This is a genomic window from Nostoc commune NIES-4072, assembly GCF_003113895.1.
In the GTDB taxonomy this organism is placed as follows: domain Bacteria; phylum Cyanobacteriota; class Cyanobacteriia; order Cyanobacteriales; family Nostocaceae; genus Nostoc; species Nostoc commune.
In genome coordinates, this window is sequence record NZ_BDUD01000001.1 from 2,722,784 (window position 1) to 2,737,450 (window position 14,667).

Sequence of the window (14,667 nt, forward strand, 5' to 3'; positions counted from 1 at the left end):
CTCATCTCTGAAGCAGTGGGGAAGATTATTCTGGCGATGAAAACCTCATCTCTTGAATCGAGATAGTCGTCCCATATCAAGAGCGATCGCTTCATGAAGTTCCTTGATTGCTCCTTTTTGATTTATCCCCTGTCCTACCAGTCCATTTTCTAAGCATAAAGCAACCCAATAACCCGCACTCTTTCGCAAAACTGTTGTGTAGAAGTCCATAAATGTGTATTAGTGGATAGCTGAAGCAATATTTAATTTTGGCAATTATTCATCATCCAAAACTAGCCACTTCTACAGGACGTTCAACAGCTAATTTTTTACGGTTAGTTTTGATTTGTTCAATTTTGTGAAGAGTTTCAGCAGTTAAATAAGTTTCGCCGCAATGAGTACAAGTTATTACTGGAATGTTTTCTATTACTAACAGGTCTTTACCATTGCCGTAAGTTCTAGTAATTTGGCGGACTTTTACACCTTCGCTTCCACAAATATCACACAGCATTTGCCGCTTTCCTGTTATTAGGGTATGTATACTGTAATGATAACAAGTTTTCCAGTTGGACTTAGCTTGGCAATTATTTCGACTTCCCCTGCATCAAGAGTTAAACCTCTGATACGATATTTAGATTCTGCTGTCACTTTATCTTTTTGACGTTCGAGTATTTCGCCTGTAAAGATGCCTTCTTCAATGTCATAGATTGTTAGATTGTCATCGCTCATTTCTTCTTCAGCGTGTAGCGTCATTAAATACTGACGAGAAGAAACTTTATCCCGCATTCGTTGCAAAATTTCATCGAACAAGGTGGTAATCTCAGACGAAGTTAGACTTTAATAGTTTACAGCGATCGCATCCCTAATTTACCAGGTGCGATCGCATAGATTGACCTCTCCCCCAGCTCCTCTCCGAAGCGGAGAGGGGAGCTAGATTTCTCCCCCTTCCTTTGCAGGGAAGAGAGTTGGGGGGTTAGGTCTGTTGAGAACAAGCTGTGGAAATACGCATCAAGACTTTATCAAGTTCATGTCTCACTTCTTCATTTTTAATTCGCAACAAACGCAGTCCCCTAGCTAACAAAACTTTGTCCCGTTCTGCATCATATTCGGCTTGTTGTTCATGAATTTTGCCATCTACTTCTATCACTAATGCAGTTGCGTGACAGTAGAAATCTGCAATAAAACCATTGATAATCTGCTGACGGCGAAAGTGAAAACCATTCAGGCGATTAGCACGAAGATGTTGCCAAAGAATTTTTTCTTCTGGTGTCATTTGCTGACGGAGTTCTTTGGCACGTTGCACTTTAACTAAGTCTACTTTGTATCCGATTACAATATTGCGAGTTCCCTCTTTTGTCAGTGGATAGGGTTCTTCAGGTGTTGGATTATTCATTTATAAAGTATGAAAATAGATGTTTATTTTTAGATGATGATTGACCTCTCCCCCAACCCCTCTCCGAAGCGGAGAGGGGAGCCGGATTTCTCCCCCTTGCCTTGCAGGGAAGGGGGTTGGGGGGTTAGGTCTGTGTGCGAAGTGCGAGCATGCGAAGGTGCGATCGCGCTGATAGAATGTTTTTAAATACAATAGTCTATATACAAATTAGTGTATTTATACAATAGCTTTAACAGCAAAAATACTGAAATATCATCTATTTAAACATTAAGCTAGCCAATATCCAAAACTTTGTTTAATTACAATTCAAAATTACTTAATGCAACCTAATAACTATTTTTTAACGTTTCTTCTAGTGTAAACGGAGATTCTTTAGGAAAGAAATTTAATTTAATACCTGTTTCATCAGATGCATTGAGACGAGCTTTTTGATAACAATTTTCAAATACTTCTGCAAGTAGAGGTTGCAAACTTGGACTATCTTCTAATAATGTTTCAATACAGATACGTTGTTCAGAAATGGTACTGCGCCAACTTTCACTACGTTTTTCTGGTTGATATTGCCATTTCAGCAAGTGCATCAACAGCACAATTAATCGATTTTTTAACTCGCGTTTTTCACTCCTCCCCATGCTTTCAATTTCTTCAATTAAATTAGCTATATCTGTTTCATTAAAATTATTTTCTTTTAACTGTTGGGCAATTGTTTGTGTCCACAAGTAAAAGTCTTGTTCATAAAGGTTTTTTTCATTTATAAAAGATGGACTGGTCATTAATATTCCTCTTGGAAATGCTAAAAATTAGGTGGGCATAACACCCACCTAATTAAACTATACTAACAAAGCCTGCTCCTCTTTAGAAATCACGCGCCCTTCATCCTCAAAACCGGCAATTTGATCAAAGTTCAAATACCGATACAAATCATCGGCAAAAGGATGAATTCGACTCGCCACAATATCCAAATATTCCTGCACTGTCGGCAACCGTCCTAGCAGCGCGCAAACTGCGGCTAATTCTGCTGAACCAAGATACACTCGCGCATCTTTACCCATGCGATTATTGAAGTTGCGGGTAGAGGTAGAAAATACTGTTGTGCCATCAGCAACTCGCGCCTGATTTCCCATACACAAACTGCATCCTGGCATTTCTGTTCTAGCACCCGCAGCCCCAAAAACGCTGTATACACCTTCTTCTTTTAATTGGTGTTCATCCATGCGGGTTGGTGGTGCTATCCACAGACGAGTTTTTACTTCACCTGCACCTTCCAAAACTTTCGCTGTTGCTCGATAATGACCAATATTTGTCATACAAGAACCGACGAACACTTCTTGCACTGGATCGTTAGCAACTTCCGATAATAACTTAACATTATCGGGGTCATTGGGAGCAGCAACAATTGGTTCTTTGATTTCGTTTAAATCAATTTCAATTATTTCGGCATACTCCGCATCGGCATCGCCTTCTAATAACACGGGATTTGCTAACCATTCTTCCATCTTTGCCACACGGCGCAGCATGGTACGTGCATCTTGATAGCCCCGTGCAATCATATTTTTCAGCAATGCTATGTTAGAACGCAGATATTCAGAAATTGTCTCTACACTCAGCTTAATTGTGCATCCGGCACAAGAACGTTCGGCGCTAGCATCGGTAAGTTCAAAGGCTTGTTCAACTTTTAAATCTGGCAAACCTTCGATTTCTAAAATTCGCCCGGAAAAGATATTTTTCTTGTTCTGTTTCTCTGCTGTCAGCAAACCTTTTTGAATTGCTACGTAGGGTATGGCATTCACGACATCGCGCAGGGTGATACCTGGTTGCAATTCTCCTTTGAATCTTACCAAAACTGACTCTGGCATATCTAAAGGCATAACACCCAAGGCGGCTGCAAAGGCGACTAATCCAGAACCGGCGGGGAAGGAAATACCCAAGGGGAAGCGGGTGTGAGAGTCGCCGCCAGTTCCTACGGTGTCGGGTAGTAGCATCCGGTTTAACCAAGAGTGGATGATACCATCACCGGGGCGGAGGGCGACACCGCCACGAGAAGCAAAGAAATCGGGGAGTTCGTGATGGGTTTGGATGTCTACTGGTTTGGGATAAGCTGCTGTGTGGCAGAAACTTTGTATCACTAAGTCTGCACTAAAACCAAGACAGGCGAGTTCTTTTAATTCGTCGCGGGTCATGGGGCCTGTGGTATCTTGAGAACCAACGGTAGTAATGATGGGTTCGCAAGATGTGCCGGGACGCACACCAGGTAATCCGCAAGCTTTACCTACCATTTTCTGTGCTAGGCTGTAGCCTTTGCCTGTATCAAAGGCTTGCTGAGGACGGGTGAAAACTGTGCTGTGTTCTAAACCGAGTGCAAGACGGGTTTTGTCGGTGAGGGTACGTCCGATAAGTAGGGGGATGCGTCCACCTGCGCGAACTTCATCAAGGATGGTGTCAGGTTTGAGGGCAAAGGTGGAAATAATTTCGCCTGCTTCGTTGGTGATTTCGCCTTTGTAGGGATGAATGGTAATTACCATGCCGGTTTCGAGTTTGGTGACATCGCACTGAATAGGCAAAGCACCGGCATCTTCTGCTGTGTTAAAGAAAATTGGCGCGATCGCACCACCTAAAACATAACCCCCAGCGCGTTTGTTTGGCACAAAAGGTATATCATTTCCCAAATGCCACAATACTGAGTTGATGGCAGATTTACGCGAGGAACCTGTACCAACTACATCTCCCACGTAAGCTACAGGATGCCCTTTTTTCTTCAGTTCGGCAATGGTTTGTAAGCTTCCCGGTTGCCGTGACTCTAACATCACCAAGGCGTGTAAGGGAATATCGGGGCGAGTCGTGGCGCTTTGGGCGGGTGATAAGTCGTCGGTATTGGTTTCGCCAGGAACTTTAAAAACGGTGACAGTAATCGCTTCTGGAACTGTGGGGCGACTGGTAAACCATTCAGCTTCCGCCCAAGAGTCAACTACTCGCTTGGCGAAAGGATTGGTTTTAGACAACTCTAAAACATCGTGGTAAGCGTCATATACCAAGAGGATTTTGCTTAAGGCGTTGGCGGCGTAAGCGGCGATGGGTTCCTTTCCTTGTCCACCCATTACCAAAGGTGTTTCAGATGAGTCGGAGACGGATACGGTGGGCCATTGCAGCAAATCGATTAAAGCTTGCACATTGTAACCACCTACCATTGTACCCAGCAATTGCACTGCTTCTATGCGCGAAACCAAAGGACTGCTGATTTCCTTTTTGGCGATCGCGGTGAGAAATCCAGCTTTGACATAAGCTGCTGGATCAACACCAGGAGAAACGCGATCGCGCAATAAATGTAATAATATCTCCTCTTGACCCTTTGGCGGATTTTTCAGTAATTCACATAATTCTGAGGTTTGCTTCGCATCCAATGGTAAAGGGGGAATACCGAGTGCTGCTCTTTCGGCAACGTGTTTACGATATTGTTCTAGCATTTTTATGTTCTCCATTGGGATGTTCTATCTTTAATTATGAAATATTTTTAGTCAATCCTTGGCTATAAAAGTTTAGCTTACTTTTATAATGAAAGCCTTACTGGTAATCGGTTCTTAGGAACTTTTTTTATACTGAAAGTTTGAAAACTATGAGGCGAATAGAATTTGCTACTACACAAAGAAAGTCCACCTCCGTGGACTAAGAGTAAAGCAAGAATTTTTAACCCACGGAGGTGGGTTTTGTCTGTATAGCCGCGATTTCTAGTCGCTAAGTGTAGTAATAATAAACTAGATTGATTGTTGGTTTAACCAAGTTTCTAAATCAGCAACACTAGAAAAGTCTAGCAATGCTTCTCCTAAATTCTCTAATTGTTCAAGCGATAAGCTTTGAATTAGCTCGATTAATGACGTATCAATCTCACCAATACGGCGATTGAGTTGACGTATAACTAAACGTTGTCCTCCTTGTTTCTTTCCTTCTTGTACAGATTGTTCTCTGTCTCTTAGATAAAGTGGTTATAGTCGCATAATTAATTCTTTATCAACCGAAATGAATTAGATTGATTGTTGGTTTAACCAAGTTTCTAAATCAGCAACATTAGAGAAATCTAGCAATGCCTCTCCTAAATTCTCTAATTGTTCAATCGATAAACTTTTAATTTGCTCAATTAATGACGAATCAATCTCACCAATACGGCGATTGAGTAAGCGTAGAACTAGACGTTGTTCTCCTGACTGTATAGCTTGTTCTCTGTCTCTTTGATAAAGTGGTTCTAATCGCATAATTAACTCCCTATCATCTGCTTCTAATTCTTGGTTTACTCTCAAGTTTTCGCGCAAGTTGTAAACTAATTCAAGAGTTGCTTTTTGGTATGGATGATCTAATGGTAACGCTTGCAACTCGATAATCGCTTGTGACTGCACGCTTCCCCTTCCTAAAAGCCTTAACCATAAAGTTTCCGGTGTTTGGGGTAGTTGGTGTATTGCTACAATTGCTGTTCGCAAGGCATCTGGCAAAAAATGCACTCCTGATAACCAGCCTGCTTTTTGCATAGTTCCAAAGCTAGACAATCTAGTTTCAGATATGGTTGGTGTGAGAACCCACAATTTGGGAATTTCGGAGTCCTGAAGTTTGGTTTTATTGGCTTTAGTTTCTCGTCGCAGGAGAGCCTTTATTTCTAATAGTTTGAGAATACAGTCGCAGATTTCATCGGTGGAAGCTGGATTGCGGTATGGTTCTATAATTGCAGGCTGTTGGGCAAATCTTCCTAATAAACCTAGTATTTGTATATTAGAGTTTTGTTGTTTGGCAGGAGTGAATAAAACATCTATTTCTTTAATTTCTCCTGAGACTTTTTCTGATGCCTTCACTTCACCGTAATCTTTTAGTAGTTCTTCTAGATAGTCTTTGGCGAATTTATCATGGATAAACCTGGTCATTCAATTTTAAGATTTCGGAAGTTCTGGGTTAATGCAAAGTCTTATTATATAGCATTCATGAATCATTCGTGATGAAATAGATCCCCGACTTCTTTAAAAATCGGGGATCTGAACACCTGGAATTTTTACAGATACAGACGCGATTAATCGCGTCTCTACTTTTAACTTTTGACTTCCCGTTAGGGCGTGGCGGTTATTGTATTTTCATCTGATATTTTATCTGTGTTAGATTTTAAGCGTGTCAATCTGCTTTTACGGATACGTTCGCTGTCTCGAACGCCACCTGCAAGTTCATATTCATTGCTGTTTTTGCCGTACTTGCAACCAACCCACGTCAGCATTTTGTCTGAAACCTGACTTAAGGTTTTTTCCATCTCATCCAGCTTATTTCTAGAAGAGTCAATCATAGCTATAGCAGCGTTATAATCATCAAGGACAGTGTGAAAATTGTCTATTAATTGAGTCAGGTTTTGCAAGTTGTGAGTATCATCAAAATTGATATTTGGATTGATAGCTTTCAGTCCGGCAACTCTAAACTCAGCTTTTTCTAAAATCCGGGAACTACGTTTTCTTCGAGTCATAATTTTACACTTTTAAAAGCTTTACAGAGCTATTTTGTCTCAATTAACCTGGGTTTTGGTTCAGCAAAAAGCGCATTTTTTTAGTAAAATTTTTTATTTATGTCCGTGATTTCTCGGAATTTAATCCTTAAAGGTTGATTTTCAACAAAATAATATTATGTTTAAGCAATAGACAATAGGGCACAGCATTGCTGTGCCCCTACGAATGGTCTGTATTCCATGCAATTGAGAACCGCTATCAGCGATCGCTTTAACTTTAAGGCTTAATGTTGTAACCTTAAGGCTTAATGTTCTAGCTCTTTGGCTTAATGTTGTAACCTTAAGGCTTAATGTTCTAGCTCTTTGGCTTAATGCTATAACTTTAAGGCTTAATGTTGTAACCTTAAGGCTTAATGTTCTAGCTCTTTGGCTTAATGTTGTAACTTTAAGGCTTAATGCTTTAACTTTAAGGCTTTATGTTGTAACCTTAAGCCTTCATATTATAGCTTTAAGGCTTAATGATGTAACCTTAAGGGTCAAAGTTATAACATTGATGACTAAAGTTTGATTTAGTTGCAGTTGAGGAGGATGTTGGAAGAATGCGCCGCTAGATATCGCCAGTTCTGTAAGAAATATCGACAGCAAGCAAGTCTCGATGCGAGAAAAGAGACCATACAGTTACCCAACCACCCAACCACCCCTTTAAACAAAACAGCCCCATAGAACCCCCGGCAGACGGGAGGTGTCCTCTAGGAGATGAGATATTAAAAGTAACTTCGGTGTATGATATCCCTTTTTTAAATCCTATTATTTCTCCTCTCCATCCTACGCGATCGCCAAATTTCTCCCAGGCTTTTTCATCATACTTGCCGTCAGCTTTACCGCCAACGCTCAAGTAAATTTCCTTCTGGACGCTGAAGCCAAAGTGTTTATTGCTGTGTCTTACCCATAAGTGGTCAATTGTGCGTAAGTCAGTGCAAGGAAAATTTAAGAGTTCGTATGAGGTGAAGTAGTCGCCTTCTTCTTTACCTACAGCCTGAATCATCACCCGATAGGTTTCTTTGTCGGCTTCCTCCCAGTTTTTTGCTGCGAGTAGGTCGTTTTTTGCTGCTTCTGCTAGTAAGTCTCTCAGTCTGGTGTAGTTTATGCCTTTTTCTGAGTCCAGGTTATCTGTTTCTACTTGTTTTATTTCATTTTTTACGTTTCTACGAATGCTCTTGTATAGATTTTCTTGTGCATTTATATCATCAATTGTTTCAAAATTTATCCATAATTTTGTTCTGAGAAAACCATAATCCGGTAATGGTGGTATTTCTTTGACACCTGGTAACAAGACAGGAATTAATCTAAGATTTGATTGTATAACTAAGTCCACGGTTATGGGTAATTCTAAATTTCCCTGCCATTTTCCTGACCCAGATAAACCAAGAAAAAAGACTACAGATTTAGACTTGTAAAGCGCTGTTTGAATTTCTCTGTACGGCGTATCTCCTCCATACATTTGCTCCTCATCTAACCACGGTTTTAGTCCACGCTGCTTTAGTTTATTAGCGATAATTTTAACTTTTGGTTTATCCTGACTATTGTGAGCTAGGAAAACATCAAATTCAAATTGCTGTTGATTCATTCTTCAAAGGTTCCTTTTGTTATTCGTTCACGCCGGCAATAATCGCCAACGCCTTGGCGTAATCTTCCAACCCACCGCGCAAAGCCTCCAACTCACTTCGCAACTTGGGTTCCTCCGACCAACTCTGCTCATGTTCCTTGGGGCTTACCCCAACAGGTCGTCTAGCTTCCCACGCTTGCAACAACGGATGCCATTTAGCCAAAAACGGCCTTAACCCATTATTCAACACCGCAATGGCAATTCCCCCCACTGAATCACGAGAAGCACCCACATCCGGCCCGGCGGCTTTGAGAACTTCGCGGGTTGTACCAAATAAACTATAAAGAGAGTTCATCGCTTCTCGTACCAAACCCTGGTCAACTTCCAAAGGTTGTACAGCAATGCGCGTCACCAATTCCACATAAAGCGACCAAGCCGCCTTCTTTTGTGTGGTGTCAACCTTCCAAGACATCGAACCAATGCCAAAAGGCAGACTTACAGATACAGTCTCTAAAGAAACGCGATCGCGCATATTCATAGTCAGCAAATTTAACTAATTTATTTGGTTTTAATAGTAAAATAGCTCATTATAGCTGCAAAATACAGCCTAAAATCATATTGTCGTAGCTAATGGGCGATCGCATTCTGCATTGAGCAATGATAATGCGATCGCGCGTTTGGGAAAATTTCAACATGGAAGTTCAACCAAAAGAAATCAGGAATTATTTAAGATTTGATGGTATAGATATTTTTTCTGAGTGGTTTGACTCTCTGCGGGATAGAAAAGCAAAGGCTAAAATCAGAGCAAGGCTTGACCGAGTAGAGGATGGTAATTTAGGTGATTGTAAATCAGTTGGTGATGGTGTTTTTGAACTCAGAATAGACTATAGTTCTGGCTACCGCATATACTTTGGGCAGGAAGGGTCAACAATTATTATTCTTTTGTGTGGTGGCGATAAAAGCACTCAAGATAAAGATATTGCTAAAGCCAAAGAATATTGGGAAGACTACAGGAGTAGAGATGATGCGTAAAAGTACAAGCTATCATGAAAAACTGATTCAAGACATTCAAGATCCCCTAGAAGCAGCAGCTTATATTGAAGTTGTTTTAGAAGAAGGCGACCCGAAAATGTTAAGTAAGGCACTAAAAAATATCATAGAAGCGCAGGGGGGAATTGATCAATTTTCTACACAAGTAAAAGAACTTTACAATCAACTTGACCAAATGCTATCAGAGAAAGGCGAAATTGAATTTTATAATTTAAATTCTTTGTTGGATGCTTTGGGGTTACAGTTAGCAGTAACAGTGAAGTCTTAATACAGGGCGATGGCACATAACTATAAATTAACAACCCCTATGATAGTAATTACATCTGTGCATCCACCCGCAGGTGTTCATCCCATCGTCTCACTCTTAGCCCCAAGAAAGTCATGTCAGTTGCCCAAGAATTAGAACCAGGAGAAGATATAATATTTCCGCCAGGAGATATCTACAGTGACGAACCACCATTGGAAAGCGATTTACATCTACGCCAAATTATTCTGTTATTACAATGCTTAGAATTGTGGTGGCAAAATCGCAATGACTTTTATGCGGCAGGAAATTTGACAATTTACTATAGCCAACGTCAACTTAAATCAGAAGAATTTCGCGGCCCAGACTTTTTTGTTGTGCTAGGATGCGAAAAGAAACCGCGCAAAAGTTGGGTGATTTGGCAAGAAGACGGTAAATATCCCAATATCATTGTCGAGTTGCTTTCGTATTCTACAAAAGCCACAGACAAAGGTTTAAAAAAACAAATCTATCAAGATATCTTTCGCACCCCAGAGTATTTTTGGTTTGACCCCAATAATTTGGAATTTGTAGGGTTTCATTTAGTAGACGCTCATTACCAACCAATAGAAGCAAATTCCCAAGGTTGGTTATGGAGTCAGCAGTTAGATTTATATCTGGGTGTGCAAGACAATCAATTACGCTATTTTACAGCACAAGGGCAGTTAGTGCCGACACCGCAAGAATTGGCAGAACAGGAAAAGCAACGCGCAGAACAGGAAAAGCAACGTGCAGAACGCCTAGCTGCTAAGTTGCGAGAATTAAATATTGACCCTGATGATCTATAAAAACAATTCCTAATAAAGCGACCAAGCCGCTTTGCGTTGTGTGGTGTCAACTTTCCAAGACATCGAACCAATGCCAAAAGGCAGACTTACTGATACAGTCTCTAAAGAAACGCGATGCCTACGGCGGGCTACGCCTACGCGCATATTTATAGTAAGCAAATTTAGCTAATTTATTTGTGTATTGTATAGTAAATAATGTTACTAATCTATAAAGTGTTCAGAATTAGTTGCTATAATTATCAATCTTTTACCTAAATTTTTATAGTAACATCTGGATATTTTTAACTAATTCAGATAAACTAATACATTTGTCCGTTGCATCACGCTTCTTTTGTATATGCCCAAAACTTACACCGTAGAAATTGATCACCAAGGCAAAATTCATACCTTGCAAGTTCCTGAAAATGAAACGATCTTATCAGTTGCCGATGCTGCTGGTTTAGAACTGCCTAGTTCTTGCAATGCAGGTGTTTGCACAACTTGCGCCGGTCAAATAAGCGAGGGAACTGTGGATCAAACTGATGGTATGGGCGTTAGTCCAGATTTGCAAAAACAAGGTTACGTATTGCTTTGTATTGCCAAACCCCTTTCTGATTTGAAAATTCAGACGGAAAAAGAAGATATACTTTATCAGTTACAATTTGGCAAAGGCAAATAATCAGCGAACATTTATCAGTATATTGGATGATTATTCATAAGTGAATAACTATTCCCTGAAATTACCAAATCTGATAAATTACGCAAGTATTTGATTGCAGATGAAATCAGCTATTCTAGGAACTACAAATCAACAGGATTTACCAAAATGACAACTCATTTTATTACCGCAGAAATTGATTTACAAGAAACTCCCGCAGAGTTACTAGAAGTAATTGAAACAGAGTTGAAGAAACAAGGCGAACCTCTGCGTTGGGCAATTACCTCTGTGGATACTGACGAACAAAAAGCTACAGTCGAAGCTGTGGTGACTACAGTCAAGAGTTAGAAGTCATTCAATCAATTATTCGTTGACTGAAACCCTTGTAGAGACATAGCAGTGCTACGTCTCTACATTCCTTTTAACATCCGCTAAACAAATAACGGTTACTTAGTCAATAAGATAAACATAATTCCTTGAGGATAAAAGAGGAGGTTTTTGTGCGTTTTTTCTTCGTTATTGTGCTAGTATTGGGCATATTTTTCCGTTTTACTCACCTTGACAATAAAGTGTACTGGTATGATGAGGCCATCACATCTCTGCGAGCTTCTGGTTATACCGAAGAAGATGTTGCTCAACACTTTTTTGCAAAGTCAGTAGTTAGTGTAACGGAACTCCAGCGATATCAGCACCCTGATGGAACAAAAAGTGTTATTGATGTAGTCGAAAGCCTAGCCAAGGAAGATGCACAGCATCCGCCATTATATTACGTTTTGGCAAATTTTTGGTTCCATAGTATTGGTAGTTCAGTAGCATTAGCTAGGTTGTTACCTGCACTTCTTAGTTTGCTAGTATTCCCATGCACTTATTGGTTGTGTCAAGAGCTATTTGTTGAAAGAGGTATTTTCGCTTCAAACTTACCTACATGGTTAACAATAGGTTTAATTGCTGTCTCACCATTTCATGTGCTTTACTCTCAGGAGTCGAGAGAATACAGCCTATGGACTGTAACTACTTTACTTTCAACCGCAGCTTTACTGCGGGCAATACGACTAAAAAATAGAATTAGCTGGGGTATTTATGCACTTACTTTAGTAATAAACCTTTATACATTTCTTTTAAGTGGATTGGTGGCGATCGCTCATGGTATTTATGTCATTATTATCTATGGGTTTCGTTATCTAAATATTCTTAAAAGTTACCTTATAGCATCTTTGCTAGGTTTTATAGTTTTTCTTCCTTGGGCTTGGTTTGTGATTATTAATCAATCTCAAGTCAAGAAAACTCTCAATTGGGTATTTATTTCTGTTATTAAAAACTCAGAACTAAGGGATATCTGGATTCAGCACATTGGTCGGCTCTTTTTCGATGTTAATCAAGAACCTTGGGATTTTCATGTACATCAAGTGTTGTTAGTCTTGCTAGTATGTGCTTTTTATTGCCTCTGTCGTCAAACACCCATATCAGTTTGGTTATTGATTATCCTTCTGGCTGGCGTTAGCACAATACCTTTAATATTATCAGATTTTATTTTCGGAGGAATGCGCTCGGCAATAGCACGATACCTAATTCCTAGTTTCTTAGGAGTGCAATTAGCTATTACTTACTTGCTAGGAAGAAATTTAGCTAATCCTTCGTTAAAATTTTGGCATCAAAAGTTTTGGCAATTATTCTTAGTTATCCTAGTTTCGGGAAGTATTTTTTCCTGTGCTGTCAATGCTCAAGCAACAGCTTGCTGTAACAAAGGGCTGAATGGGGAAAATATCACTATTGCAAAAATTATTAATCAGACAACTCATCCTCTTTTAATTAGCGATGCAGAAGTGGGTTATCTTTTATCTTTAAGCCATTCCCTTAACCCAAATGTACAAATTCTCCTTCAACCTTCTAAGACATTTAAAGTTTATCTGCCAACAGTAGAAGAATTAAAGCAGTTTAGCGATGTTTTTGTATACCGCAATAATCCTAGTCAGGTCTGGCTTGAAGAATTAGCAAAACAGCAAAATTATAAATTTGAACCTGTTGTATTTGGATTTGCTAAACGGTCACAAGACCGACCTGTGCTTTGGAGAGTTACTTCGATTTTAAAAAAATTAGAGCAGCAAAGCTAGTACAGGGAATAAAAACAATTCGCAATTCGCAATTCGCAATGGGCTAACGCCCCGCTCCGCTAACGCAATTCGCAATTAATTCAGACAGACACTCCGGGGTGGGGTTTTTACCTACCTTGAGAAAACTTGGATTTTTTCGCGCCACTTGCGGGCGAGGTTTTGAACCTAACTTTTTCTGATAAATAACTCTATATGCAACGTCCGTATACCGCTATCTTAATCGTACCAACTGGCGTTGGGGCTGCCATTGGCGGTTATGCAGGAGATGCTTTACCTGTTGCCAAAGTTATAGCACAGATTTGCGATCGCCTAATTACTCACCCCAATGTCTTGAATGGCGCAAGTTTATACTGGAATCTCCCCAATGCTTTCTATGTTGAAGGTTACGGGCTTGACAAATTTGCTTCTGGATGCTGGGGTTTGCGTCCAGTCCGCAGTAACAAAGTAGGTTTGCTTTTAGACCAAGCCATTGAGCCAGAGTTACGGCTACGACATATACAAGCAGCCGATGCAGTCAGAGCAACTCTGGGATTAACTTTAACAGATTATGTAATTACAGATGCTCCATTAAATGTAGAATTACGGTCTACAGAATCGGGAGCTAGTTGGGGAACAATTGGCAACCCAGATAGTTTATTACGAGCAGCTGAGATATTAATTAAAAAAGCGGGGGCAGAAGCGATCGCAGTTGTAGCCCGTTTCCCCGATGATATGGATGAGGAGGCAGTACAGAAATATCGCCAAGGTGAAGGGGTTGATTCTTTAGCGGGTGCAGAAGCGGTAATTAGCCATTTGCTAGTGCGAACCTTTCAAATTCCTTGCGCCCATTCTCCCGCCCTTTTGAGCGAACCTCCACAACCTGATTTATCTCCCCGTTCCGCCGCCGAAGAATTGGGCTATACCTTTTTGCCGTGCGTCCTTGTCGGATTAAGCCGTGCGCCACAATTTATAGTAGAGAGAGGAGCAATCGAATCGCAGCAAGCAGATATTTGGGTAAATGAAGTAGATGCTGCGATCGTACCAGCAAATGCTTGTGGTAGTAGTGCCTTACTGAGTTTAAGCCAAAAACAATGCCAAATAATTACAGTAGAAGAAAATAAAACTCTTATAAAAGTTCCTCCCCAACCGTTGGGGATCAAATCTATACAGGTAAACTCATATTTAGAAGCAGTAGGTGTATTAGTAGCACACAAAGCAGGTATTAATCCCGACGCTCTGCGTCCCAAATTATTACCTTTGCAGCCAGTAATTAAAAGTTAGGAGTTAGGAGTTAGGAGTTAGAAGTTTTTACTCTTCCCCTGCTCCCCATGCCCAATGCCCCATGCCCCATGCCCAATGCCCAATGCCCAATGCCCCCTC

18 protein-coding genes and 1 pseudogene are annotated in these 14,667 nt (G+C 40.4%); 7 read left to right on the top strand and 12 right to left on the bottom strand.

Translation table 11 applies throughout. The annotated features are described in order from the left end of the window. Window positions 1-45 precede the first annotated feature (45 nt). From CDC33_RS37765 to CDC33_RS12045, 11 genes and pseudogenes are all read right to left on the bottom strand, one after another. Window positions 46-210, bottom strand: coding sequence for a hypothetical protein (locus CDC33_RS37765; RefSeq protein WP_219930015.1), 165 nt, complete (start codon window positions 208-210; stop codon window positions 46-48). A 52-nt stretch (window positions 211-262) separates the two neighbouring features. Beyond that, the gene (locus tag CDC33_RS11995) at window positions 263-490 is read right to left on the bottom strand and encodes a type II toxin-antitoxin system MqsA family antitoxin (protein ID WP_109008672.1); all 228 of its coding nucleotides are present in this window, start codon (window positions 488-490) and stop codon (window positions 263-265) included. Between the two features lie 17 nt (window positions 491-507). Next, window positions 508-789 carry a DUF4258 domain-containing protein gene (locus tag CDC33_RS12000; RefSeq protein WP_219930016.1) on the bottom strand — a complete coding sequence of 94 codons (282 nt, stop codon included), beginning with the start codon at window positions 787-789 and terminating at the stop codon, window positions 508-510. Between the two features lie 163 nt (window positions 790-952). Then, on the bottom strand, window positions 953-1,372 hold the full coding sequence (locus CDC33_RS12005) for an endonuclease domain-containing protein (RefSeq protein ID WP_109008674.1): 420 nt from the start codon (window positions 1,370-1,372) through the stop codon (window positions 953-955). A gap of 326 nt (window positions 1,373-1,698) precedes the next feature. Beyond that, window positions 1,699-2,145: a DUF29 domain-containing protein gene (locus CDC33_RS12010; RefSeq protein WP_109008675.1), complete on the bottom strand. Its 447-nt coding sequence runs from the start codon at window positions 2,143-2,145 to the stop codon at window positions 1,699-1,701. A 57-nt stretch (window positions 2,146-2,202) separates the two neighbouring features. Further along, window positions 2,203-4,833 carry a bifunctional aconitate hydratase 2/2-methylisocitrate dehydratase gene (gene acnB / locus CDC33_RS12015; protein ID WP_109008676.1) on the bottom strand — a complete coding sequence of 877 codons (2,631 nt, stop codon included), beginning with the start codon at window positions 4,831-4,833 and terminating at the stop codon, window positions 2,203-2,205. A 288-nt stretch (window positions 4,834-5,121) separates the two neighbouring features. Beyond that, window positions 5,122-5,376: pseudogene (locus CDC33_RS40340) on the bottom strand (DUF4351 domain-containing protein); the annotation flags it as partial. A 12-nt stretch (window positions 5,377-5,388) separates the two neighbouring features. Then, the gene (locus CDC33_RS12025) at window positions 5,389-6,273 is read right to left on the bottom strand and encodes a DUF4351 domain-containing protein (RefSeq protein WP_109008677.1); all 885 of its coding nucleotides are present in this window, start codon (window positions 6,271-6,273) and stop codon (window positions 5,389-5,391) included. A gap of 179 nt (window positions 6,274-6,452) precedes the next feature. Next, window positions 6,453-6,854: a hypothetical protein gene (locus CDC33_RS12030; RefSeq protein ID WP_109008678.1), complete on the bottom strand. Its 402-nt coding sequence runs from the start codon at window positions 6,852-6,854 to the stop codon at window positions 6,453-6,455. A 586-nt stretch (window positions 6,855-7,440) separates the two neighbouring features. Beyond that, entirely contained in the window at window positions 7,441-8,460 is a 1,020-nt protein-coding gene (locus CDC33_RS12040; RefSeq protein WP_219930017.1) for a GUN4 domain-containing protein, read from the bottom strand. 19 nt (window positions 8,461-8,479) lie between these two features. Beyond that, window positions 8,480-8,971, bottom strand: a complete 492-nt coding sequence (locus tag CDC33_RS12045; RefSeq protein WP_109008679.1) for a hypothetical protein — start codon at window positions 8,969-8,971, stop codon at window positions 8,480-8,482. 161 nt (window positions 8,972-9,132) lie between these two features. Here CDC33_RS12045 and CDC33_RS12050 point away from each other — a divergent pair, with 161 nt between their 5' ends. From CDC33_RS12050 to CDC33_RS12060, 3 genes are all read left to right on the top strand, one after another. Next, window positions 9,133-9,471, top strand: coding sequence for a type II toxin-antitoxin system RelE/ParE family toxin (locus tag CDC33_RS12050; RefSeq protein WP_109008680.1), 339 nt, complete (start codon window positions 9,133-9,135; stop codon window positions 9,469-9,471). Next, a complete protein-coding gene (locus tag CDC33_RS12055; RefSeq protein ID WP_109012551.1) occupies window positions 9,464-9,757 on the top strand; it encodes a helix-turn-helix domain-containing transcriptional regulator in 294 nt (97 codons plus the stop codon). The genes CDC33_RS12050 and CDC33_RS12055 overlap by 8 nt, the downstream gene beginning before the upstream one ends. A 113-nt stretch (window positions 9,758-9,870) precedes the next feature. Beyond that, entirely contained in the window at window positions 9,871-10,560 is a 690-nt protein-coding gene (locus tag CDC33_RS12060) for a Uma2 family endonuclease (RefSeq protein WP_109008681.1), read from the top strand. A gap of 9 nt (window positions 10,561-10,569) precedes the next feature. Here the strand turns inward: CDC33_RS12060 and CDC33_RS41215 are convergent, their stop codons facing one another. Continuing rightward, a complete protein-coding gene (locus CDC33_RS41215; RefSeq protein WP_280524465.1) occupies window positions 10,570-10,704 on the bottom strand; it encodes a hypothetical protein in 135 nt (44 codons plus the stop codon). A gap of 193 nt (window positions 10,705-10,897) precedes the next feature. Here CDC33_RS41215 and CDC33_RS12065 point away from each other — a divergent pair, with 193 nt between their 5' ends. From CDC33_RS12065 to CDC33_RS12080, 4 genes are all read left to right on the top strand, one after another. Beyond that, window positions 10,898-11,218 (top strand): 2Fe-2S iron-sulfur cluster-binding protein, encoded by a 321-nt coding sequence (locus CDC33_RS12065; protein ID WP_109008682.1) that lies wholly within the window; start codon window positions 10,898-10,900, stop codon window positions 11,216-11,218. Between the two features lie 147 nt (window positions 11,219-11,365). Beyond that, the gene (locus CDC33_RS12070; RefSeq protein ID WP_109012552.1) at window positions 11,366-11,545 is read left to right on the top strand and encodes a DUF8621 family protein; all 180 of its coding nucleotides are present in this window, start codon (window positions 11,366-11,368) and stop codon (window positions 11,543-11,545) included. A 152-nt stretch (window positions 11,546-11,697) separates the two neighbouring features. Further along, complete coding sequence (locus tag CDC33_RS12075; RefSeq protein ID WP_181373981.1) at window positions 11,698-13,308, top strand: glycosyltransferase family 39 protein; 1,611 nt, start codon at window positions 11,698-11,700, stop codon at window positions 13,306-13,308. A 192-nt stretch (window positions 13,309-13,500) separates the two neighbouring features. Then, window positions 13,501-14,568, top strand: a complete 1,068-nt coding sequence (locus CDC33_RS12080) for a DUF3326 domain-containing protein (protein WP_109008684.1) — start codon at window positions 13,501-13,503, stop codon at window positions 14,566-14,568. Window positions 14,569-14,667: the final 99 nt, after the last annotated feature.

What these genes read in the sequence shown, in the direction of transcription:
- CDC33_RS12045 (WP_109008679.1), bottom strand. Translation starts at nt 8,971, where the DNA reads ATGCGCGATCGCGTTTCTTTAGAGACTGTATCTGTAAGTCTGCCTTTT.
- CDC33_RS12025 (WP_109008677.1), bottom strand. Translation starts at nt 6,273, where the DNA reads ATGACCAGGTTTATCCATGATAAATTCGCCAAAGACTATCTAGAAGAA.
- CDC33_RS12010 (WP_109008675.1), bottom strand. Translation starts at nt 2,145, where the DNA reads ATGACCAGTCCATCTTTTATAAATGAAAAAAACCTTTATGAACAAGAC.
- CDC33_RS12005 (WP_109008674.1), bottom strand. Translation starts at nt 1,372, where the DNA reads ATGAATAATCCAACACCTGAAGAACCCTATCCACTGACAAAAGAGGGA.
- CDC33_RS12030 (WP_109008678.1), bottom strand. Translation starts at nt 6,854, where the DNA reads ATGACTCGAAGAAAACGTAGTTCCCGGATTTTAGAAAAAGCTGAGTTT.
- CDC33_RS12060 (WP_109008681.1), top strand. Translation starts at nt 9,871, where the DNA reads ATGTCAGTTGCCCAAGAATTAGAACCAGGAGAAGATATAATATTTCCG.
- CDC33_RS12080 (WP_109008684.1), top strand. Translation starts at nt 13,501, where the DNA reads ATGCAACGTCCGTATACCGCTATCTTAATCGTACCAACTGGCGTTGGG.
- CDC33_RS12050 (WP_109008680.1), top strand. Translation starts at nt 9,133, where the DNA reads ATGGAAGTTCAACCAAAAGAAATCAGGAATTATTTAAGATTTGATGGT.
- acnB (WP_109008676.1), bottom strand. Translation starts at nt 4,833, where the DNA reads ATGCTAGAACAATATCGTAAACACGTTGCCGAAAGAGCAGCACTCGGT.
- CDC33_RS37765 (WP_219930015.1), bottom strand. Translation starts at nt 210, where the DNA reads ATGGACTTCTACACAACAGTTTTGCGAAAGAGTGCGGGTTATTGGGTT.
- CDC33_RS41215 (WP_280524465.1), bottom strand. Translation starts at nt 10,704, where the DNA reads ATGCGCGTAGGCGTAGCCCGCCGTAGGCATCGCGTTTCTTTAGAGACT.
- CDC33_RS11995 (WP_109008672.1), bottom strand. Translation starts at nt 490, where the DNA reads ATGCTGTGTGATATTTGTGGAAGCGAAGGTGTAAAAGTCCGCCAAATT.
- CDC33_RS12055 (WP_109012551.1), top strand. Translation starts at nt 9,464, where the DNA reads ATGCGTAAAAGTACAAGCTATCATGAAAAACTGATTCAAGACATTCAA.
- CDC33_RS12065 (WP_109008682.1), top strand. Translation starts at nt 10,898, where the DNA reads ATGCCCAAAACTTACACCGTAGAAATTGATCACCAAGGCAAAATTCAT.
- CDC33_RS12040 (WP_219930017.1), bottom strand. Translation starts at nt 8,460, where the DNA reads ATGAATCAACAGCAATTTGAATTTGATGTTTTCCTAGCTCACAATAGT.
- CDC33_RS12070 (WP_109012552.1), top strand. Translation starts at nt 11,366, where the DNA reads ATGACAACTCATTTTATTACCGCAGAAATTGATTTACAAGAAACTCCC.